At 49.8% G+C, this 21,310-nt stretch carries 20 protein-coding genes, 5 tRNA genes and 2 other RNA genes; 5 read left to right on the forward strand and 22 right to left on the reverse strand.

The features are described 5' to 3' along the window. The first annotated feature begins 2 nt into the window (after positions 1-2). The 3 genes from galK (at position 3) to gpmA (ending at position 3,146) form a co-directional block, all read left to right on the forward strand. Positions 3-1,151, forward strand: a complete 1,149-nt coding sequence (galK, locus tag AB1E22_RS02935; RefSeq protein WP_367594015.1) for a galactokinase — start codon at positions 3-5, stop codon at positions 1,149-1,151. Continuing rightward, complete coding sequence (galM, locus tag AB1E22_RS02940) at positions 1,145-2,185, forward strand: galactose-1-epimerase (protein WP_367594016.1); 1,041 nt, start codon at positions 1,145-1,147, stop codon at positions 2,183-2,185. Before galK ends, galM begins: the two co-directional genes overlap by 7 nt. A 208-nt stretch (positions 2,186-2,393) precedes the next feature. Further along, positions 2,394-3,146: a 2,3-diphosphoglycerate-dependent phosphoglycerate mutase gene (gene gpmA / locus AB1E22_RS02945; RefSeq protein WP_064512586.1), complete on the forward strand. Its 753-nt coding sequence runs from the start codon at positions 2,394-2,396 to the stop codon at positions 3,144-3,146. A gap of 61 nt (positions 3,147-3,207) precedes the next feature. On the opposite strand, the gene aroG is transcribed toward gpmA, so the two are convergent. Beyond that, positions 3,208-4,260 carry a 3-deoxy-7-phosphoheptulonate synthase AroG gene (aroG, locus tag AB1E22_RS02950; protein ID WP_367594017.1) on the reverse strand — a complete coding sequence of 351 codons (1,053 nt, stop codon included), beginning with the start codon at positions 4,258-4,260 and terminating at the stop codon, positions 3,208-3,210. Between the two features lie 319 nt (positions 4,261-4,579). Between aroG and AB1E22_RS02955 the strand changes: the two genes are divergently transcribed. Both AB1E22_RS02955 and zitB read left to right on the forward strand, forming a co-directional pair. Next, on the forward strand, positions 4,580-4,957 hold the full coding sequence (locus AB1E22_RS02955) for a YbgS-like family protein (protein WP_367597310.1): 378 nt from the start codon (positions 4,580-4,582) through the stop codon (positions 4,955-4,957). A 118-nt stretch (positions 4,958-5,075) separates the two neighbouring features. After that, positions 5,076-6,008: a CDF family zinc transporter ZitB gene (zitB, locus tag AB1E22_RS02960; RefSeq protein ID WP_367594018.1), complete on the forward strand. Its 933-nt coding sequence runs from the start codon at positions 5,076-5,078 to the stop codon at positions 6,006-6,008. On the opposite strand, the gene pnuC is transcribed toward zitB, so the two are convergent. The 21 genes from pnuC to mngB form a co-directional block, all read right to left on the reverse strand. After that, positions 6,009-6,725, reverse strand: coding sequence for a nicotinamide riboside transporter PnuC (gene pnuC / locus AB1E22_RS02965; RefSeq protein WP_367594019.1), 717 nt, complete (start codon positions 6,723-6,725; stop codon positions 6,009-6,011). Positions 6,726-6,748: 23 nt separating this feature from the next. Continuing rightward, the gene (gene nadA, locus AB1E22_RS02970; RefSeq protein ID WP_367594020.1) at positions 6,749-7,810 is read right to left on the reverse strand and encodes a quinolinate synthase NadA; all 1,062 of its coding nucleotides are present in this window, start codon (positions 7,808-7,810) and stop codon (positions 6,749-6,751) included. Positions 7,811-8,057: 247 nt separating this feature from the next. Next, a non-coding RNA gene (locus AB1E22_RS02975) (RtT sRNA) lies at positions 8,058-8,183 on the reverse strand. 15 nt (positions 8,184-8,198) lie between these two features. Beyond that, positions 8,199-8,274: transfer RNA gene (locus AB1E22_RS02980), tRNA-Lys, on the reverse strand. Positions 8,275-8,325: 51 nt separating this feature from the next. Next, a tRNA-Lys gene (locus AB1E22_RS02985) sits at positions 8,326-8,401 on the reverse strand. Between the two features lie 95 nt (positions 8,402-8,496). Continuing rightward, positions 8,497-8,572, reverse strand: a tRNA-Lys gene (locus AB1E22_RS02990). Between the two features lie 2 nt (positions 8,573-8,574). Continuing rightward, positions 8,575-8,650 (reverse strand) — tRNA-Val (locus tag AB1E22_RS02995). A 27-nt stretch (positions 8,651-8,677) separates the two neighbouring features. Continuing rightward, positions 8,678-8,803: non-coding RNA, RtT sRNA (locus tag AB1E22_RS03000), on the reverse strand. A 15-nt stretch (positions 8,804-8,818) separates the two neighbouring features. Further along, a tRNA-Lys gene (locus tag AB1E22_RS03005) sits at positions 8,819-8,894 on the reverse strand. Positions 8,895-9,058: 164 nt separating this feature from the next. After that, the gene (gene cpoB, locus AB1E22_RS03010; RefSeq protein ID WP_367594021.1) at positions 9,059-9,856 is read right to left on the reverse strand and encodes a cell division protein CpoB; all 798 of its coding nucleotides are present in this window, start codon (positions 9,854-9,856) and stop codon (positions 9,059-9,061) included. A 9-nt stretch (positions 9,857-9,865) separates the two neighbouring features. Then, on the reverse strand, positions 9,866-10,387 hold the full coding sequence (gene pal / locus AB1E22_RS03015; RefSeq protein ID WP_367594022.1) for a peptidoglycan-associated lipoprotein Pal: 522 nt from the start codon (positions 10,385-10,387) through the stop codon (positions 9,866-9,868). Between the two features lie 26 nt (positions 10,388-10,413). Then, positions 10,414-11,706: a Tol-Pal system beta propeller repeat protein TolB gene (gene tolB / locus AB1E22_RS03020; RefSeq protein WP_367594023.1), complete on the reverse strand. Its 1,293-nt coding sequence runs from the start codon at positions 11,704-11,706 to the stop codon at positions 10,414-10,416. A gap of 130 nt (positions 11,707-11,836) precedes the next feature. Beyond that, entirely contained in the window at positions 11,837-13,111 is a 1,275-nt protein-coding gene (gene tolA, locus AB1E22_RS03025) for a cell envelope integrity protein TolA (protein ID WP_367594024.1), read from the reverse strand. Positions 13,112-13,139: 28 nt separating this feature from the next. Further along, positions 13,140-13,565 carry a colicin uptake protein TolR gene (gene tolR / locus AB1E22_RS03030; RefSeq protein WP_034458750.1) on the reverse strand — a complete coding sequence of 142 codons (426 nt, stop codon included), beginning with the start codon at positions 13,563-13,565 and terminating at the stop codon, positions 13,140-13,142. Positions 13,566-13,575: 10 nt separating this feature from the next. Then, complete coding sequence (gene tolQ / locus AB1E22_RS03035) at positions 13,576-14,262, reverse strand: Tol-Pal system protein TolQ (RefSeq protein ID WP_367594025.1); 687 nt, start codon at positions 14,260-14,262, stop codon at positions 13,576-13,578. Then, on the reverse strand, positions 14,259-14,663 hold the full coding sequence (ybgC, locus tag AB1E22_RS03040; RefSeq protein ID WP_367594026.1) for a tol-pal system-associated acyl-CoA thioesterase: 405 nt from the start codon (positions 14,661-14,663) through the stop codon (positions 14,259-14,261). Before ybgC ends, tolQ begins: the two co-directional genes overlap by 4 nt. A 147-nt stretch (positions 14,664-14,810) precedes the next feature. Further along, positions 14,811-15,104 carry a cyd operon protein YbgE gene (gene ybgE, locus AB1E22_RS03045; protein ID WP_367594027.1) on the reverse strand — a complete coding sequence of 98 codons (294 nt, stop codon included), beginning with the start codon at positions 15,102-15,104 and terminating at the stop codon, positions 14,811-14,813. Beyond that, positions 15,104-15,217 (reverse strand): cytochrome bd-I oxidase subunit CydX, encoded by a 114-nt coding sequence (gene cydX / locus AB1E22_RS03050; RefSeq protein ID WP_367594028.1) that lies wholly within the window; start codon positions 15,215-15,217, stop codon positions 15,104-15,106. Before cydX ends, ybgE begins: the two co-directional genes overlap by 1 nt. A gap of 14 nt (positions 15,218-15,231) precedes the next feature. Next, a complete protein-coding gene (cydB, locus tag AB1E22_RS03055) occupies positions 15,232-16,371 on the reverse strand; it encodes a cytochrome d ubiquinol oxidase subunit II (RefSeq protein ID WP_367594029.1) in 1,140 nt (379 codons plus the stop codon). A 15-nt stretch (positions 16,372-16,386) separates the two neighbouring features. Continuing rightward, positions 16,387-17,955: a cytochrome ubiquinol oxidase subunit I gene (cydA, locus tag AB1E22_RS03060; protein WP_367594030.1), complete on the reverse strand. Its 1,569-nt coding sequence runs from the start codon at positions 17,953-17,955 to the stop codon at positions 16,387-16,389. Between the two features lie 709 nt (positions 17,956-18,664). After that, positions 18,665-21,307, reverse strand: coding sequence for a mannosylglycerate hydrolase (gene mngB, locus AB1E22_RS03065; RefSeq protein ID WP_367594031.1), 2,643 nt, complete (start codon positions 21,305-21,307; stop codon positions 18,665-18,667). Positions 21,308-21,310: the final 3 nt, after the last annotated feature.

Consider the following 21,310-nt stretch of genomic DNA (forward strand, 5'->3'; position numbering starts at 1 on the left):
AAATGAGTCTGAAAGATAAAACCCAACACATTTTTGCCGAACAGTTTGGCTACCCAGCGACGCATACCATTCAAGCTCCGGGCCGCGTGAACCTGATTGGTGAACATACGGATTACAATGACGGTTTTGTACTGCCGTGTGCTATCGACTACCAGACAGTCATTAGCTGCGCAAAGCGTGATGACCGCATGGTGCGCGTGATTGCGGCGGATTACGACAATCAAGTGGATGAATTTTCGCTGGATAAACCCATCCTGAGCCACGATACGCAGCAATGGTCGAACTATGTTCGCGGCGTGGTTAAGCATCTGCAAAAACGTGATAAAAACTTTGGCGGCGCAGATTTAGTGATTAGCGGTAACGTGCCACAAGGTGCGGGTCTGAGTTCATCGGCCTCGCTGGAAGTCGCAGTAGGTACCGTGTTCCAGAAACTTTATCACCTGTCGCTTGATGGTTCGCAAATCGCCCTGAACGGCCAGGAAGCAGAGAACCAGTTTGTTGGCTGTAACTGCGGGATCATGGATCAGTTGATTTCAGCGTTAGGTAAAAAAGATCACGCTTTGCTGATTGATTGCCGTTCGCTCGGAACTAAAGCGGTTTCGATGCCAAAAGGCGTGGCCGTTGTCATTATCAACAGTAACTTCAAACGTACGCTGGTGGGGAGCGAATATAATACCCGTCGCCAGCAATGTGAAACCGGCGCGCGTTTCTTCTCCCAAAAAGCGCTGCGTGACGTTGAACTGTCGAAATTTAATGCGGTGGCGCATGAACTTGATCCGATTGTCGCCAAACGTGTTCGTCACGTTTTAACTGAAAACATCCGCACCGTTGAAGCCGCTGATGCGCTGGCAAAAGGCGACCTGCAGCGTATGGGCGAATTGATGGCTGAATCTCACGCGTCCATGCGTGACGATTTCGAAATCACCGTGCCGCAAATCGACACCCTGGTTGATATCGTTAAAGCGACTATAGGCGATAAAGGCGGCGTACGTATGACCGGCGGCGGCTTTGGCGGTTGCATCGTCGCGCTGATTCCTGAAGCGCTGGTTCCGGCAGTGAAGCAAGCGGTTGAAGAGCAGTACGAAGCGAAAACCGGCATCAAAGAAACGTTCTATGTGTGCAAAGCATCGGAGGGCGCGGGTCAATGCTAAAAGAAACACCTCAACTCGCTCCGGACGGGCAACCGTTCCGCATCTCTACCCTGCGTAACAGCGCGGGGTTGGTAGTGACAATGATGGACTGGGGCGCAACGCTGCTGTCGTGCCGCGTGCCGATGAAAGACGGAACCGTGCGCGAAACGCTGCTCGGCTGCGAAACGCCGGAAGATTATTTGAATCAGTCGGCATATCTGGGGGCAACGGTTGGACGCTATGCCAACAGGATTGCCAACAGCCAGTTTACGCGCGATGGCATCACCGTGAATGTCACCGCCAATCAGGGGGCGCATCAATTGCACGGCGGCCCGGATGGGTTCGATAAACGCCGCTGGCGTATTGTGCGTCAGAATGAACACGAAGTGTTGTACACGCTGGACTCTCAGGATGGCGATCAGGGTTTCCCTGGCGAGCTGCGCGCCACCGCGCGTTATGCGCTAAATGACGATAACTGCATCACCGTCGAATTCCGCGCCAAAACCAGCAAACCGTGCCCGGTGAATCTGACTAATCATGCTTATTTCAATCTCGACGGTAAACAAAACGATATTCGCCAGCACAAACTGCAACTGCTGGCCGATAGTTATTTGCCGGTGGACAGCAACGGTATACCGCAGGCCGGTCTTGCCGATGTGACAAATACCGGGTTTGATTTCCGCACGCCAAAAACTATCGCTGAGGATTTCCTGAAAGATAACGATCAGGTATTGGTGAAAGGCTATGACCACGCTTTCTTGCTGCAGGTGCAGGGCGATGCCAGCCAACCTGCGGCACATGTCTGGTCGAGCGACAATAAACTGCAAATGACGGTTTATACCACCGCACCGGCGTTGCAGTTTTATAGCGGCAACTATCTGGACGGAACAGCAGCCCGAGAGCAAGGCACTTATAATGCTTATCAAGGTCTGGCGCTTGAAAGTGAATTTTTGCCCGACAGCCCCAATCACCCGGAATGGCCGCAGCCCGACTGTTGGCTACAGCCAGGTGATGAGTATTTGAGCGTTACGGAGTATGAATTTATTCCGCTGTAAGGTTAGCGCCCTCTTTCGGGAGGGCGAATCTTATTCGATTCGCTGGATTTCCCGCCATTTAACAGCAAAAATATAACAACCGTTCACATCCACCTTACACTCCACACTCTTTTTCGCTATGTTAAACGTTTAGCATTGCCGCTGGCCCCTTTGCGGCAATATAATGATAATCGTTATCATTAATCGCAGGCTTATTAAGGAGTAAACTATGGCTGTTACTAAGCTGGTTCTGGTTCGTCACGGTGAAAGCCAGTGGAACAACGAAAACCGCTTCACCGGTTGGTATGACGTTGATCTGTCTGAGAAAGGTAAAACTGAAGCGAAAGCAGCAGGTAAGTTGTTGAAAGATGAAGGCTACTCCTTCGACTTTGCTTATACTTCTGTGCTGAAACGTGCCATCCACACTCTGTGGAACATCCTCGATGAACTGGATCAGGCCTGGCTGCCAGTTGAGAAGTCCTGGAAGCTGAATGAACGTCACTACGGCGCACTGCAAGGGCTGAACAAAGCTGAAACCGCAGAAAAATATGGTGACGAGCAAGTTAAACAATGGCGTCGCGGCTTTGCGATCACGCCTCCAGAACTGACGCGTGATGACGAACGTTTCCCGGGCCATGATCCACGTTATGCAAGCCTGAGCGATAAAGAGCTGCCGGTAACCGAAAGCCTGGCGCTGACTATCGATCGCGTTATTCCTTACTGGAATGAAACCATTCTTCCACGCATGAAAAGCGGCGAGCGCGTGATTGTTGCCGCTCACGGTAACTCCCTGCGTGCGCTGGTTAAATTCCTGGACAACCTGAGCGAAGATGAAATTCTTGAGCTGAATATCCCAACTGGCGTGCCGTTGGTGTATGAGTTCGACGAGAACTTCAAACCGCTGAAACGCTACTATCTGGGTAATGCTGATGAAATCGCAGCAAAAGCCGCAGCGGTAGCAAATCAAGGTAAAGCGAAGTAATTCGTTAGATGTGAACAAGGCGTGGTGAGATCCACGCCTTTCTTATACTGCCGCGAAAGAGTTATCCGCGACGGGTTTTCACAGCCGCTGCCAGTTGGCGCAGAACAGTTTCAGTATCTTCCCAGCCAATGCACGCATCAGTCACACTCTTGCCGTACACCAATGGCTCGCCGCTCTCGAGGTTCTGATTGCCTTCAACCAGATGGCTTTCAATCATGACGCCTGTGATCGCGCTATCACCGCCTGCAATCTGTTGGCAAACGTCCGTAGCCACTTCCATCTGCTTCTTAAATTGTTTGCTACTGTTGGCGTGGCTGAAATCAATCATCACCTGAGCAGGCAAGCCCGCTTTCTGCAAATCAGCCTTAACCTGAGCAACGTGCGCCGCACTGTAGTTTGGCTCTTTACCGCCACGCAGAATGATATGGCAGTCGCCGTTTCCGCTGGTATTAACGATGGCTGAATGGCCCCATTTGGTGACAGACAGGAAGCAGTGTGGCGCACCCGCCGCATTGATGGCGTCGATGGCTACTTTCATGGTGCCGTCGGTACCATTTTTAAAGCCAACCGGGCATGACAGACCAGATGCCAGTTCGCGGTGAACCTGAGATTCTGTAGTACGTGCGCCAATGGCACCCCAGCTCATCAGATCCGCCAGGTACTGCGGGGTGATCATATCTAAAAACTCACCCGCGGCTGGCAGGCCTGAGTCGTTGATGTCTAGCAGCAGTTTGCGAGCGATACGCAGACCATCGTTAATTTGGTAGCTGCTGTCCATGTGCGGATCGTTAATCAGCCCTTTCCAGCCAACCGTGGTGCGTGGTTTTTCGAAGTAAACACGCATAACGATTTCCAGCTCGCCCTGCAGTTCTTCACGCAGTGTCAGCAGGCGCGCGCCGTACTCTTTCGCCGCTTTAACATCGTGAATCGAGCATGGGCCGATAACAACAAGCAGGCGATCGTCATTTCCTTTAAGAATTTTATGGATCGCTTTGCGAGCGCCGGATACCGTCGCAGCCGCTTTTTCAGTGGCGGGGAATTTTTCGAGCAGCGCTACTGGAGGCAAAAGTTCGTTGATTTCTTTGATGCGTAAGTCGTCGTTCTGATAATTCATGAGATTTCCGGGGATGGCCTTGAGTTTTAGCTTAGTTGCAATCCCTTCAATCTATCGCTTCAAGCCGGAAGTGTAAACGGGCTTTTACACTTCAGACGGAATATTCCTGGAAACGACCTAAAAAGCGTCAAAAAATGGTAAAACGCCGGTTTACCGCTACAATTTTTAATTGTTAACACTAAAAAGTTCTCTTTTAGCAAAATTGTATTCTGATAAGGCTTTTATTAGTGACATGTTTATCGGATAAAAGTCAAAAGCTCAGAATAAATCCAGTGCCTGTTGGAAGAAGTTATCCAGCAATAACAACCAGAACAGGAGCATTAAGATGAATAAACTCACTGCACTTTTCTTAACAGCAACCCTTTCAGTCGCAAGCGGCATGGCAATGGCTGCTGAAACCAGCGGCAGTAATAACGGCCAGGCAAATGCTAGCGCCGAGGCAGGCCAGGTGGCACCTGATGCGAATCAGAACATCGCGCCTAAAGGCGTTGATAACAGCAATATCAACAATGGCGGCACAATGCTTCATCCTAATGGCTCAACCAGTTCCAGCGGTATGACCACCGATGGAATGAGCAAAGATGAAATCCATAAAAATTCGATGTGTAAAGACGGTAAATGCCCGGATACCAATGAGAAGGTTGGAACCGGCAGCGGGGATGACGTGAACACGAAAGTAGACGGCACCACGCAGTAATTTAAATCCGTGAAATCAGGAGAGCCCCGGCTCTCCTTTTTTTATGAGTTTTATTCAATGAGTTAATCAGTGTAGTGGTTATAATTAGCGCATTATTGTTTCCGGATATAGAGAAACCATGGCGCATTCACATCAACACTCCTCGGGTAATTCCAACTCCAGACGCCTGTTCTGGGCATTTACCGTCACCGCCCTTTTTATGGTTGCAGAGGTCGTCGGCGGGTTAATTTCCGGGTCGCTTGCGCTGCTTGCTGATGCCGGTCATATGCTGACGGATGCGGCGGCGTTATTGGTTGCATTATTGGCGGTACAGTTCGCTCGACGCCCTCCCAATGCTCGTCATACTTTCGGTTGGCTGAGGCTGACCACGCTCGCAGCGTTTGTTAATGCGATTGCTTTGGTGGTGATTACGGTTCTGATTGTCTGGGAAGCGGTAATCCGTTTTTATCATCCGCAGCCTATCGCCGGTTGGACGATGCTGGTTATTGCCTTTGCCGGATTACTGGCAAATCTGTTTTCGTTCTGGATTTTGCATCGAGGAAATGAAGAAAAGAATATTAACGTTCGCGCCGCTGCCCTGCATGTTCTGGGGGATCTATTAGGTTCGGTGGGAGCTATAGCTGCCGCATTGATTATTTTGTGGACCGGATGGACGCCCATTGACCCGATTCTTTCGGTGCTGGTGTCGTGTTTAGTTCTGCGTAGCGCATGGAGTTTGCTTAAAGAAAGCGTCAACGAACTTCTCGAAGGTGCACCGCATGCCATTGATATTCCCGTCCTGAAACGCAAATTAGCCAGAACTATTCCGGAAGTGCGTAATGTCCATCATGTGCATATCTGGTTAGTAGGTGAGAAACCGCTTATGACGCTGCATGTTCAGGTGGTTCCACCGCACGACCATGACGCTTTGCTGGAACGCATTCACCATTTCCTGAAAGATGAATATCAGATTGAGCACGCCACGGTGCAAATGGAGTATCAGCTTTGCCACGGCCAGGATTGTGATTTAAATGAGCATGACCACCACGGTCATGCTCACCATCATCACTGATCAGGAAAATGCGCGTGAGCCACGTTCGCGCGCGCTGTTGATCCACATGCGACTGCCGTTGAGCGCAATAAATGTCAGGATCAAATATTCCAGGGACATGGCGTAAACGCCCTGCAAAGCAAAGATAACGACGCTAATTACGTTGATGATCACCCACAGTATCCAGTTTTCGACATACTTACGGGTCATGAGAATCATCGCGACAATCGACAGTACCATCATGCAGGAATCCCAGAACGGGAAGGCGTCAGGCTGGAGTTCAGGCATGGTGACATTCAGGCCCAGCGCCTGCATCACAGAAACCGCCGTGTGGGTCAGGAATGCAAACACCGGATCGATAAACACGGTCATCAACCCAATAGCGCCGACGCACACCGCTATCCACGCAAGCGCTTTAGGCAACGGTAACCAGCGAATATGGAGGGCAGCCTGATTGTCGTTCGTCTGTCTCGACCAGGCATACCAGCCATAAATATTAGCCGCAAAAAAGAACAACTGTAACAGCAGGCTCGCATACAGTTGGATTTGAAAGAAAATAACTGCAAATAGCGTGACGTTAATTAAACCGAAAGCATAATTGCTAATTTTCTCAAGACTTGCCAACCAGATGCACAGTAAGCCCGCCACGGTTCCGATCGCTTCAATCCACGATAAATCATACCCGCCTGTTCCGATGGGGATGTGAACCAAAATATTCTGCGTACTGAAAAAATCCATATTCGCTCCTGAAGGTAGAATCCTTACGCGTTACCTTTAATGTTGCGTCGCAATTCCGCGGCAAAATCTAACATTCGATTTAATGGCACCAGCGCGCCCTCACGCAGTGCAGCATCAACATGAATCTCGTGCGCCGCTCCGCCCTGCTCCAGTCCCTCTGCGATAGCTTTGAGGCCGTTCATTGCCATCCACGGGCAATGAGCACAAGTACGACACGTTGCTCCTTCGCCTGCGGTCGGTGCTTCAAACAACTCTTTATCCGGGCATGCCTGCTGCATTTTGTAAAAAATACCGCGGTCAGTCGCCACGATAAGCTTCTTGTGCGGCAACGTTTGGGCCGCCGCGATAAGCTGGCTGGTCGAGCCCACTGCATCGGCCAAATCTACCACCGCCTGCGGGGATTCTGGATGAACAAGAACCGCAGCATCTGGATACAGCGCTTTCATGCGCGTTAATGCCTGGGTTTTAAACTCGTCATGCACGATGCAAGCACCCTGCCAGCACAGCACATCCGCTCCGGTCTGCTTTTGAACATAGCTTCCAAGGTGGCGATCCGGCGCCCAAATAATTTTCTCGCCGAGGCTGTCGAGATGTTCAATTAATTCAACAGCAATGCTTGAGGTCACAACCCAATCCGCGCGCGCTTTCACCGCAGCGGAAGTATTAGCATAGACCACCACGGTGCGATCAGGATGTTGATCGCAAAAGGCATTGAACTCTTCGATTGGGCAGCCGAGATCCAGAGAACACTCTGCATTGAGCGTTGGCATCAGGACTGTTTTTTCCGGGCTGAGGATTTTCGAGGTTTCGCCCATAAAGCGCACCCCGGCAACCAGTAGCGTGGTTGCCGGATGATTCGCCCCAAAACGTGCCATCTCAAGGGAATCGGAAATACAACCGCCCGTTTCTTCAGCCAGGGCCTGAATCTCAGGGTCAGTGTAGTAATGAGCCACCATCACTGCGTTGCGCTCTTTGAGCAGGCGCTTGATTTTTTCGCGGTAAAATTGCTTTTCATCCGAACTCAGAGGTTGTGGTTTCGGAGGGAAAGGATAAATAGCCGTTTCTGGATCGAACATTATGCTCATAGTGCTTTCTCGTTTGACTGGCTTAACCAAATTAGCACTATTCTGGTGGAGACCAACCAGAAATGGCCAAGGTTGTTTTGTATGCTAAACAAGATAGCGAATTACGGCAGGATTGTCGTGAGGAATTTGGTGAAGCAGACAGGATGATTGAACATTTCGTTATGCGCAAACTACAAATAGCAAAAAGGCGCCTTTAGGGCGCCTTTTTACACTGGTGTGTCGTACAAACTCAATACAACATCAAAGGTGGTGGGTCGTGCAGGATGATTCGGCCTTTGGCCTCACCCTTCAGGTCGTTGCTAAAGCAACGCTGTTTCGCTTTCGCTCAACTCGAACCTGCTAAGGTTCAAACCCTTCACGATTCACTTACTTAATACAACATCAAAAGTGGTGGGTCGTGCAGGATTCGAACCTGCGACCAATTGATTAAAAGTCAACTGCTCTACCAACTGAGCTAACGACCCCTTTCGGGACTTGCAATGTTCATTCAGGCTTCTTACCACCAGTATCTAAATTGGTGGGTCGTGCAGGATTCGAACCTGCGACCAATTGATTAAAAGTCAACTGCTCTACCAACTGAGCTAACGACCCATACGGGTGTTGCCTGAATTTTGTAGTATTGTTTGATTGCGCAGGATAATTCGGCCTTTGACCTCACCCTTCGCTTACTCAATACCATTTTAAAGTGGTGGGTCGTGCAGGATTCGAACCTGCGACCAATTGATTAAAAGTCAACTGCTCTACCAACTGAGCTAACGACCCGATGGTGGGTGATGACGGGCTCGAACCGCCGACCCCCTCCGTGTAAAGGAGGTGCTCTACCAACTGAGCTAATCACCCAACGTCGTACTACTACAACTTCAAAAGTGGTGGGTCGTGCAGGATGATTCGGCCTTTGGCCTCACCCTTCGGGTCGTTGCTAAAGCAACGCTGTTTCGCTTTCGCTCAACTCGAACCTGCTAAGGTTCAAACCCTTCACGATTCACTTACTTAATACAACATCAAAAGTGGTGGGTCGTGCAGGATTCGAACCTGCGACCAATTGATTAAAAGTCAACTGCTCTACCAACTGAGCTAACGACCCACTTTTGCGCGGCTTTCGGGCTATTCGATATCCCTTGGCAACGGCGGCATATATTACTGATTTAAGATTTTGACGCAACAAGAATTTCGATCAAGATCACCTAATGGCTCGCGTTTCGTTCGGCTTGACCAGAAAAACAGCAAAATCTGGTCATGCCGTACACATTACATCGCATTCAGACGTTTTTGAGCCTGCTTTGCGCCTTCGGTATTGGGGAACTGTTTGATGACTTGTTGATATACAGCTTTCGCTTTTGCGGTATCACCTTTGTCTTGCATGATCACACCGACTTTAAACATGGCATCTGGGGCCTTAGGCGATTTAGGGTAATTTTTCACCACGGAGGCAAAATAAAACGCCGCATCGTCTTTTTTCCCTTTGTTGTAATTCAACTGTCCCAACCAATAATTGGCATTGGGCTGATAAGTTGAATCAGGGTACTTCTTCACAAAACTCTGAAATGCCGCAATGGCTTCGTCCTGGCGGGACTTATCCTGCACCATGGCAATAGCGGCATTGTAGTCGCTATTAGCATCGCCACCTTGCACCGGAGCTGCTGCTGCCGGTGCGTTAGCCGCTGCACCCGCATCAGGCGTTGCGGTAGCCGCAGCGCCTTGATCGGTTGTACCCGCCGCTTGCCCTGCTGCAGCACCGCTGCCAAGGCTGTCTATCTGCAATAAAATTTGCTTCTGACGTTCAACAACCTGATTCAACTGGTACTGACTTTCCTGAATTTGACCACGCAGGGAATCAATATCATTTTGATTATCAGAGAGTTGTTGTTGGAGTTGGGTTAAAAGTTGACTGTGAGCGTTAGAGATACGCTCGAGTTGAGTGACACGGTCTTCGACCGAGCCTGAGCCGACACTACTGATTGGCGCCTGAGCAGTAGCGGCCCAGGGGGCCGCTATGCCAACCAGTAACGACAGACTCAACAAGTGATGTCTGAGGTTACTGTTCATGCAGTTCTCTTAGTAAACCAGTACGGCACGACGGTTTTTAGCGTAAGCCGCTTCGTCATGACCCAGTACTGCTGGTTTTTCTTTACCGTAAGAAACGATGGAGATCTGGTCTGCAGAAACGCCTTTACCTTGCAGGTACATCTTAACAGCGGTAGCACGACGCTCGCCCAGGGAGATGTTGTATTCCGGGGTACCACGTTCATCCGCGTGACCTTCTACAGTCACTTTGTAAGATGGGTTGCTACGCAGGAAGTTTGCGTGCGCATCCAGCATTGCAGCAAATTCAGAGCTCACATCGTACTTGTCCAGACCGAAGTATACGATGTTGTTCTGTTGCAGCTGTTGCATCTGCAGGCGAGCCTGTTCTTCAGATGACATGTTGCCATTGCCACCGTTAGCGTCCATACCAGTGCCGGCGCCCAGCATACCTTCGCCGCTCTCGTTGTTGGCGCTCTTGTTAGAACTACACGCAGCGATTGCCATAACAGGCAGTGCCAGCATCAGCCCTTTCAGCACTTTGTTCAGTTGCATTTCTTTGATCCTTTAATATTTTATTATCACAGATACGGCGACCAGGCAGGGAATTTAACCTGACCATCGGTTGCCGGAAGACGCGCTTTGAAACGCCCATCTGTTGAGACCAGATTCAGCACAGATCCCATCCCCTGAGAAGAGCTGTAGATAACCATCGTGCCGTTCGGTGCCAGACTTGGCGTTTCATCCAGGAACGTTGACGATAAAGTTTGTACGCCACCCGCTACCAGATCCTGTTTGGCAATGTGTTGTTGCCCACCGTTGGAGCTCACCATCACCATAAACTTACCGTCGGAACTCACGTCCGCATCCTGGTTTTGAGAACCTTCCCAGGAGATACGTTGCGGAGCACCGCCATTAACATTTACTTTATAAATCTGTGGACGACCTGCCTGATCGGAGGTGTAAGCCAGGTTCTGGCTATCCGGGAACCAGGTTGGCTCAGTATTGTTACTGCGACCATCAGTCACCTGACGAATCTGACCAGAACCAATGTCCATGACATACAGGTTCAGACTACCGGTTTTCGACAGAGCGAAAGCCAGTTTGCTGCCGTCTGGAGAGAAGGTTGGCGCGCCATTATGACGTGGGAATGAAGCCACCTGACGCACTGCGCCATTCGCCAGAGTCTGGATAACCAGCGCTGAACGACCGCTTTCAAACGTTACGTACGCCACTTTGCTACCATCCGGAGACCAGGCTGGTGACATTAACGGCTGCGGTGAACGGTGAACCACAAACTGGTTGTAGCCATCGTAATCAGACACGCGCAGTTCATACGGGAATTGGCCGCCATTGGTCTGTACAACGTACGCAATACGAGTACGGAATGCGCCTTTGATACCGGTCAGCTTCTCAAACACTTCATCGCTGGCGGTATGACCGGCATAGCGAAGCCATTGTTTGTTCACTTTGTAGGAGTTCTGAGCCAGAACGGTGCCCGGTGCGCCAGAAGTATCAACCAACTGGTAAGCAACGGTATAGCTACCATCACCGTTTGGTGTTACCTGGCCTACAACAACAGCATCAATACCCAGCGCGGTCCACGCGGCCGGTTGCACTTCCTGAGCGGAGCCAGGCTGCTGCGGTAAACGTGAACGATCCAATGGATTGAATTTGCCACTGTTACGTAAATCAGCGGCAACGATGCCACCAATATCTTCTGGTGCGGCACCAGGGCCTGCCCATTTGAACGGAGCTACACCAATAGGACGTGCTGAATCCACCCCTTGGGTGATTTCAATACGAACTTCTGCGTGCAGCACTGCTGCCCACAGCATTAAGAAACTTAACGCTACTCGAAATGCCTGCTTCATCATATCTCCCTTATCTGAGCCCATAGCCCACGATAATTTAGCAGAATGTTAACAAACTCAAATACACAAAACTACCAAAACCCTGTGACTGTTCTTAGTTGAAAGAACAACTTTATAAGAGCATCTCTCATTAAGGCTTAAAGTCTAATGGAACATTTCTGAAAACCTCATAAACAGCTTTTGTTGGTGGTTTCGGAAACTTAGACATACGATTCGTAGCCGACAACATTGCCTGACAAAACGTAGGATCGCCACCTTCCTGTGTAACACCAAGAAGAGTTCCGTCCTGACCAATCTTCACACGCAACGTACAAGTTTTACCTTTATAAGTATCCCAGTCATAAAGATGGCCTTTAATCGCAGCCTGCACCAGGGCGGAATAAGCTGCAATGTCACTTTGCGAAGCTCCGCTAGCGCCGGCATTCGACCCTGCAGTGCTTCCGGAGCCAGTCTTGCCAGAAGCACCTTTCGGTGCATTCTTACCTGAACTCAGGTCGCCAAAGAGATCGTCAACGCCCTCGGCTGCTGCTTTATCGGCAGCGGCTTTCTCAGCTGCAGCCTTTTTCTTAGCATCCGCAGCCGCTTTCTTATCTGCGGCAGCTTTTGCAGCAGCAGCCTTATCCGCTGCGGCTTTTTCTGAAGCAGCTTTTTCCGCAGCAGCGGCTTCAGCAGCTTCTTTTTTGGCAGCTTCTGCAGCAGCTTTTTTCTCAGCATCTTGCTGAGCTTTCTTAGCGGCAGCATCTGCGGCTTTCTTCTCGGCGTCTTGCTGAGCTTTTTTCGCAGCTGCAGCGGCATCAGCAGCGGCTTTTTTCTGCGCATCCGCAGCTTTTTTAGCCGCTTCATCAGCTGCTTTCTTCTGGGCGTCCGCTTGCGCTTTCTTCGCTGCTTCTTCCGCAGCTTTAGCCTGGGCATCAGCCTGAGATTTTGCCTGAGCATCCGCTTGAGCTTTAGCATCTGCTTTAGCTTTCGCCGCAGCGGCTTCAGCTTGCTTTTGCTGCTCCTGCGCTTCTTTAGCCGCTTCTTGCGCTTGTTTCTGCTGATCTGCTTGCTGCTTCGCTTGTTCCTGCGCTTCGAGGCGTTCTTTCTCCAGTTGCTTCAGACGCTGTTGTTCAGCAGCCTGTTTTTCCTGAAGTTCTTCAGCCTGTTGTTGCGCTTGTTTCTCGCGTTGCTGCGCGGCACGTTTACTGCTCGCCTGCTGTTGTTGCTGACGATTGTACTGCTGCACAACAGCACCTGGGTCGACCATGACCGCGTCAATAGCCGAGCCCCCACCGCCACCAGCACTGGCGTCGATGTGCTCGTCAAACGAACTCCAAATCAGGATTGCAATCAAGATGATATGCAAAATCACTGAGACGATTATCGCGCGCTTGAGCTTATCGTTTTCTATGGTTGCCTTTGACACTATCGGTTCCCAAATATAGCGAGATGGATCAGATTGGCTGCGTCATCAGACCGACGGATTTCACACCTGCACTATGCAGCATGTTAAGTGCTTTGATGATTTCCTCATAAGGAACATCTTTAGCACCACCGATCAAAAAGACCGTTTTCGGATTTGCCTGCAAACGGCGCTGCGCTTCCGCAATAACCTGTTCAGAAGGCAACTGGTCCATACGATCCTTCTCAACCACCACGCTGTACTGCCCTACCCCGGACACTTCAATAATGACCGGTGGCTCATCGTTACTGCTTACCGTCTGCGAATCAGTTGCATCCGGTAAATCCACCTCAACGCTTTGCGTGATGATGGGTGCCGTTGCCATAAAAATAAGCAACAGTACCAACAGCACGTCCAGCAAAGGCACGATGTTAATTTCTGACTTTAGTTCACGACGACCACGTGTACGTCTGGCCATGACTTACCCCTTACTGCTTATCGCTGCTGGTAAAAGCCTGACGGTGCAGGATAGCCGTGAACTCTTCCATGAAGTTGTCGTAATTCAATTCCAGTTTGTTCACGCGTTGGTTCAGGCGGTTGTACGCCATAACCGCAGGGATTGCAGCGAACAGGCCGATTGCGGTTGCAATCAATGCTTCTGCGATACCTGGCGCAACCATCTGCAACGTCGCTTGTTTTACCGCACCGAGTGCGATAAAGGCGTGCATGATCCCCCAAACCGTACCAAACAGACCGATATATGGGCTGATGGAACCGACTGTTCCGAGGAAAGGAATATGCGTTTCAAGCGTTTCCAGCTCGCGGCTCATAGAGATACGCATAGCACGGGATGCGCCATCAACGACGGCCTCCGGCGCATGCGTATTAGCGCGGTGCAAGCGGGCAAACTCTTTAAAACCTGAATAGAAAATTTGTTCAGAGCCACCAAGATTGTCACGACGGCCCTGGCTTTCCTGATAGAGACGGGACAGTTCGATGCCCGACCAGAACTTATCTTCAAATGCTTCTGCTTCACGAGTAGCAGCATTGAGGATTCGCGTACGCTGAATAATGATTGCCCATGATGCAATGGAAAAACCAATCAAAATCAACATGATAAATTTGACCAGAAGGCTTGCCTTCAGGAACAAATCAAGGATATTCATGTCAGTCACTGCTTGAACTCCGCGACAATAGACTTGGGAAGCGCACGAGGCTTCATTGAGAGAAGATCAACACAAACGATCAGGACCTCAGCTTCATTGAGTACCCGCCCATCGGCATTGACTATTCGCTGCGTAAATACCATAGAGGTGCCACGCATTGATGTAATTTCACTTTGGATTTCGAGTAAATCGTCGAGTCGGGCAGGCGCAAGATAATCCACGGTCATCCTGCGTACGACAAAGGCGATGCGCTCAGCCAACAAATCTTGTTGGTTAAAGTGGTGCTGGCGCAGCATCTCAGTGCGTGCTCTTTCATAGAAAGCAACATAACTGGCGTGGTATACCACACCACCGGCATCGGTATCTTCGTAGTAGACACGAACCGGCCATCGAAACAGCGTTGTACTCACTTTACATCCCGGTAATGCAATTAAACGTTGCTACTATACGCAAGAGGATGGGGGTTGGGAATGGGTTGCATTAAACGTTAGGTAAATATTTATGGGCTTGTTAAAGCCCATAAAACGTGTGTAAAAAGCTTTAAGGTGAAAGAAGCATCAAAAGAAGAAAATAGCCAGTCCTGCCAGCAGAACTAATTGTGCGGGTAATGGGCTAAAAACCCCCTGCCACAGCATTTTACGAGGGCGGAAGCCCACGCCATGAATGACACCAGTACACACTGCCCACATCAGCAAAAAACCATGCCAGATTGCCAGGTCACTGGTTTTTGCTGCAAAGCGTGACGGGTCCCAAAACATACACCCGGCCAGGATCAATGCCATTATCAAGGAAAGAGCCCTTAAAGGGCTCTTATCCATTACCGCATAAAGCTTTGCGATAATTACTTCCATTACAGTTCTTCTTTACCCGCTTTACTCGCTTCAACATGCTCAAGCGCCAGGGCGGTAATAATGCCGAAAGCACAGGCAAGAAGCGTTCCCAGAATCCATGCAAAGTACCACATAATCAGCTCCTTACTTAGTACAGAGAGTGGGTGTTGCTTTCGATATGCTCTTTGGTGATTCGACCGAACATTTTCCAGTAACACCAGGTGGTGTAGATAAGAATGATCGGTACAAACACCGCGGCAACATACGTCATCACATTCAGCGTCAGTTGGCTGGATGTTGCATCCCACATTGTCAGGCTAGCATTCAGCATGGTGCTGGAAGGCATCACGAACGGGAACATCGCAATACCAGCGGTCAGAATCACACAAGCCAGCGTCAGAGAGGAGAACACAAAGGCCATCGCCCCTTTCTCCAGACGTGACATCAACACTGTCAGCAACGGCAGTACTACACCCAACGCAGGGATGAGCCACAGAATCGGCATATTATTGAAGTTCACCATCCAGGCACCTGCCTGACGCGCCACTTCTTTAGTTAACGGATTCGATGCCGCATGATGATTAAGCTCGGAGGTCACAACGTAACCATCGATACCGTAAATCACCCAAACACCTGCCAGTGCGAAGCACACCATCATCACCAGGGCTGCGATTTGCGCCGCAGCTTTGGAACGCAGGTGAAGTTCACCCACGGTGCGCATTTGCAGGTAAGTTGCACCCTGCGCAATGATCATGGAGACGCTCACAACCCCCGCCAGTAAACCGAACGGGTTCAGCAACTGGAAGAAGTTACCGGTATAGTACAGGCGCAGATACTCATCAACATTGAACGGTACGCCCTGCAACAGGTTGCCGAATGCCACGCCGATAACCAACGGTGGTACAAAGCTACCGACGAAAATGCCCCAGTCCCACATGTTGCGCCAGCGCATGTCTTCAATCTTCGAGCGGTAGTCAAAGCCTACCGGACGGAAGAACAACGAAGCCAGCACCAGAATCATTGCCACATAGAAGCCAGAGAAGGCAGCCGCATAAACCATTGGCCAGGCAGCAAAGAGCGCACCACCCGCGGTGATGAGCCACACCTGGTTACCATCCCAGTGAGGGGCGATGGAGTTCACCATAATGCGGCGTTCAACGTCAGTGCGGCCAATGATGCGTGACAGCATGCCCACGCCCATATCGAAGCCATCGGTGACTGCAAAACCAATCAGCAGAATGCCAATCAGCAGCCACCAGATAAAACGCAATACTTCATAATCGATCATTTGACGACTCCTGTCTTAGCGTGCCGGCTGAGAAGCCACATTGGACTGCTCAAAGTGATAGCGCCCTGTTTTCAGACTGCTCGGCCCAAGGCGAGCAAATTTGAACATCAGGAACAGCTCCGCCACCATAAACAGCGTGTAAAGGCCGCAAATCAGTACCATCGAGAAAATCAGATCGCCCACGGCAAGAGATGAGTTAGCGACGGCCGTTGGCAGCACCTCACCCACAGCCCACGGTTGACGACCATATTCAGCAACAAACCAACCGGACTCAATCGCAATCCACGGCAACGGAATGCCATAAAGTGCCGCACGCAACAGCCATTTTTTCGAGCCGATAGCGTTACGAGTCACGGTCCAGAACGAAACAGCGATGATAAACAGCATCAAGAAGCCACAGCCAACCATGATACGGAATGCAAAGTACAGCGGCGCAACGCGTGGAATCGAATCTTTGGTTGCTTGCTGAATTTGTGCTTCTGTCGCGTCAGCCACATTCGGGGTATAGCGTTTCAGCAGCAAACCATAACCCAGGTCTTTCTTGACGGACTCAAAGTTATCGCGAACAGCCTGGTCTTTAGAACCTGCACGCAGTTGTTCCAGCAGGCTATAAGCCTTCATGCCGTTACGAATACGCTCTTCGTGCTGCACCATCAAATCTTTAAGACCGGTCACTTGCTTATCCACAGAGCGTGTGGCGATGATGCCCAGCGCGTAAGGAATTTGAATCGCAAAGTGGTTTTCTTGCTTATCCTGGTCAGGAATACCAAACAGCGTAAAGGCTGCCGGAGCCGGTTGAGTCTCCCACTCGGCTTCAATCGCGGCCAGTTTGGTTTTCTGCACGTCACCCATTTCGTATCCGGATTCATCACCTAATACGATTACAGACAGGATTGCCGCCATACCAAAGCTTGCTGCAATAGCAAAAGAGCGCTTCGCAAACGCAACGTCACGGCCTTTAAGCAAGTAGTAAGAACTGACACCGAGGATAAACATCGCGCCGCACACATAGCCAGAAGCCACAGTGTGAACGAATTTAACCTGAGCAACAGGGTTAAGTACCAGCTCGGAGAAGCTCACCATCTCCATACGCATGGTTTCAAAGTTGAAGTCGGAAGCAATCGGGTTCTGCATCCAGCCGTTCGCAACCAGAATCCACAGAGCAGAGAGGTTCGAACCAAGCGCCACCAGCCAGGTCACCGCCATGTGCTGAACTTTGCCGAGGCGATCCCAACCGAAGAAGAACAGACCGACGAAGGTGGACTCAAGGAAGAATGCCATCAGGCCTTCAATGGCCAGAGGGGCACCAAAAATATCACCCACGTAGTGTGAATAGTAAGACCAGTTTGTCCCGAACTGGAACTCCATGGTTAAACCGGTAGCCACGCCCAAAGCAAAGTTGATACCAAACAACTTGCCCCAGAACTTGGTCATATCTTTATAAATTTGCTTACCTGACAGAACGTATACGGTTTCCATAATGGCCAGTAAAAACGCCATACCCAGCGTTAGTGGCACAAAAAGGAAGTGGTACATCGCGGTCAAGGCAAACTGTAAGCGCGACAGTTCGACAATATCAAACATCTTGACTCCTTGCTCTTCGCATGAAGACTCCGACCGTGGTTCACCCAGAGGTTCGCCACAACGCATGCCCTAATACAAAAACATTCGCTTCCAAACTTCATCCGCTTATTTACATGTAAATAAAAAGAATGAAAGGTTACAAACACGTTAATAAAAACCAAAATTATCCGTAAATATATTACCCTGCAATTCCCTTACGATAAATAGGTAATTGCTTAGTGTTATTTACGTTTCTCGACAGTGATCAATTTATAGCGAAAATGTCCACTAACAGCCAGTTTGATCTGCAACAATTTAAGCGTTTTTGAGTATGAGTTGCTAGTTTTAGATATTGATCTAGCGCAATTTATTCTCTAATTGTTAATTTAGTTTTTCACTGCGGTGAATGGTAAAGCCATTGTTAATGATATGTTTTACAAAATGCAGCTACGTTAATGCAGAAATGATAGCTATAAACAAAATTTATTTATTTGAAGCCAGATTCGAAAATTAAACTCTTACCCATTTATGGCAGCTAATTTTAATCACCCTGCGGTATTTTCTTCGTTCGGCATCTATTTTTGAATGTATTTAACAAACACCCCACATTTAAAGATGAATAATTTAACAAATCATTACTTATGATAGGGTTAGACGTGTGGTGTGTGAGATGCAAAAACAGAAAGGCCACGCAAAAACGTGGCCTCAAAAAAAGAAGAATGCTCTAACGTTATCTCGAACGATCGACCGCCAGGCTAAAGGTGCGCGACTGGCAAGGACGAACCACAGCAAACTCCCCTGCCCTTTCTGATTGTTGCGGCAAGAGATTTTCATCCATTCCCGTTTCACGCCAACTGACAACAGGCATTGAGCAGGCAATCATGCCTTCAACGTTTTGCTGTTCATCCGGGTTGTAGACGCGAACAATCAGTTCATCACGATCTTCGGCTTTTTTGAGCACGCTGAGCATACATCCCACTGAAGGCATGGTAAGCAGACTAAATGTGCCCGGCGTTTCAAAATTTGCGCGATTAAGCTTCATCGCATCAAACGGGATTTTGTTGTAACTCTGAATCGGTGTCAGCCAGGCACGCGCATGTTGCGCGACTCCCGCCGTCGTTGGCGAACCGCTAAACGCCATCAGGCTAAAGCGACAATGCAATTTTCCCCGAAGCTGTGAATTGGGCGTTGGCAGTTTGATGCCTGATGGCCGCCCAGGGCGCAGCAGTAGCTCTTCTTTGCCTAACACACCGATAGAGCGGAACAGCGTCAGCGCGAAAGTCTCTTTTTTCTCACCGATGATTTCAAACTCACGCAGCCCGTCAGTAAACAGTGCCATGCCGTTTTTACCGTCATGTAACGCCGCGTAATTTAGCAAATTCCATACAGGAATAGGGGCTTCCTTCCAGCCGTCCTCCTGCCAGTTTTGCATCGCCGTATCCTCAACGGGACGCGTAATCGTGCCAAACTGGTTATCTGCCAGCACCGTGGTTGAAGCAAAGGGCGTTGGAATGAATACGCGTAACCGATGATCGTCCGCCTGGTTATCAAGCTGCATTTCAATATCAATACGGCGGCTATGATGAGCAAGCGTAATGTGGCATTCAACATCCAGATAACCGCTCGTCTTACGCTCAGCCCGTTGTTGCAGATGTGCTGGTAGCGCCATACGCAGTTTCAGCGTCGCCGTACTTTGCCATGCCTCATGCTTCACCTCACACATATGGGCGCTGGCGGTCGAGTAAATCAACCACTCCGCTTTGGCAGGAGAATAATCGTATTCGTCACCATCATCTGACCCATCCTCCAGCTGTAATACCTGGTCATAGTTCAGGCCGCTTTGCTTATCACTGATGCGCAGTGTGCCGTTGGAATTCAGATCGATACGGTAAAATGCATTTTCCAGCAGGGCATCGGTGCGTTCAGGGATCGCACGCTGCCGCCCCGGTTTCTTTCCTTCAACATAGAGCGTGCAGTAGCCCATCGCCGGTAGCACTTGATTGAGCTGAATGTCATATTCCATAAACGGGTCGTAGTTACCGTAATGGACGATCTGCCGATCAACCAGGCCCGGGTCAATTTCACGCGCGTCGCGGATGAAATACTCCACTTCATTGCCCTGTGCATCTTTGAGCGAAAACTCACGGGCACGAATACGAAGGGTCGTGTTAAGCACCTCTTCACGCGGATAAGGCATCATATTGAAGAACGTCAGCTTATCGGCTTCGGTGGCGGGCATATTGTCGACAATCTTACGCATGTAAAAACGAATCAGGTTTTCTGCCATATCGTCTGCCAGAACAAACCGGTTCATCACCTCCTGGTGAACCTTATCGCTACAGCAGCACCCGATGCTGTCATGCGCATGGTTTTTCAGAATCTCTTTCCACATTTTTTCCAGCAGGCCGTGGTGATATTCAAAGCCTAACGACCACGCAATGGACGCCAGCGGCTCAAGAATATTGACGATTTTGTTTTCAATTTGCGCATGCGCGATTTTGATATCCATGCGCGTTGAGCCAATGGTGCGGTGCACACGCATGTATTTCCCGTCAATAAACTCACCTTTCAACGTGGCGAGCTTTCCGCGCAAGGCTTCAATCTTTTCGAACACCTCCTCATACCGGCTTATAACAAATTCACGCTGCGAATAAATCTCGCGCAGTTTGTCGATAACCGCGAAGATGTTTTGTTGGAGCGGCATCTGGTCATGGCCATTAGGCAGTAGAATCTCCTGCGTTGCGGACGCGTTTTCCAGCACCTCGAAATAACTATCAAGGCGCTTACGCAGCCCGGCTTCATCTTCCGGCAAATATTTACCGATGGCATAACCCAATGGCAGCACCTGCGCGACGACTTCACTCCCGTCATTGCTCTGCCATAAAAATTCAGTTCTATCGGTACCGTGGCGCTCTGAACAGCCGCGCCAGAACATCGCTCGCTTGATACCAAAACCATTAAAAATATGCGGGAGCTGCGCGGACATGCCAAAAGAATCCGGCAGATAACCAATTTTCATCGGCTCACCAAACGCCAGGCAATCACGCATGCCGTACATCAGGTTGCGCACGATAGATTCGCCAGAAACAACGGTGGTGTCGGTTTGGGTGTACCACGGCCCGATGATTAATTTTCCCGCCTCCACCAGCGCTTTTACCCGCGGTTTATTTTCTGGCTTAATGGCGAAGTAATCTTCCAGCACTGCCGTCTGCCCATCGAGCACGTAATATTTATATTCAGCATCACACTCAAGGCGCGCCAGAATCTCTTCCATATTGTTAATCAATAGGATGCGCGACTCTTCCGTCGTGAAATACCATTCACGATCCCAATGCATATGGGGAGTTATATGAACACGAGATACAGCTTTCATTCT

This window comes from Buttiauxella gaviniae (assembly GCF_040786275.1).
GTDB classification, from domain to species: Bacteria; Pseudomonadota; Gammaproteobacteria; order Enterobacterales; family Enterobacteriaceae; genus Buttiauxella; species Buttiauxella gaviniae_A.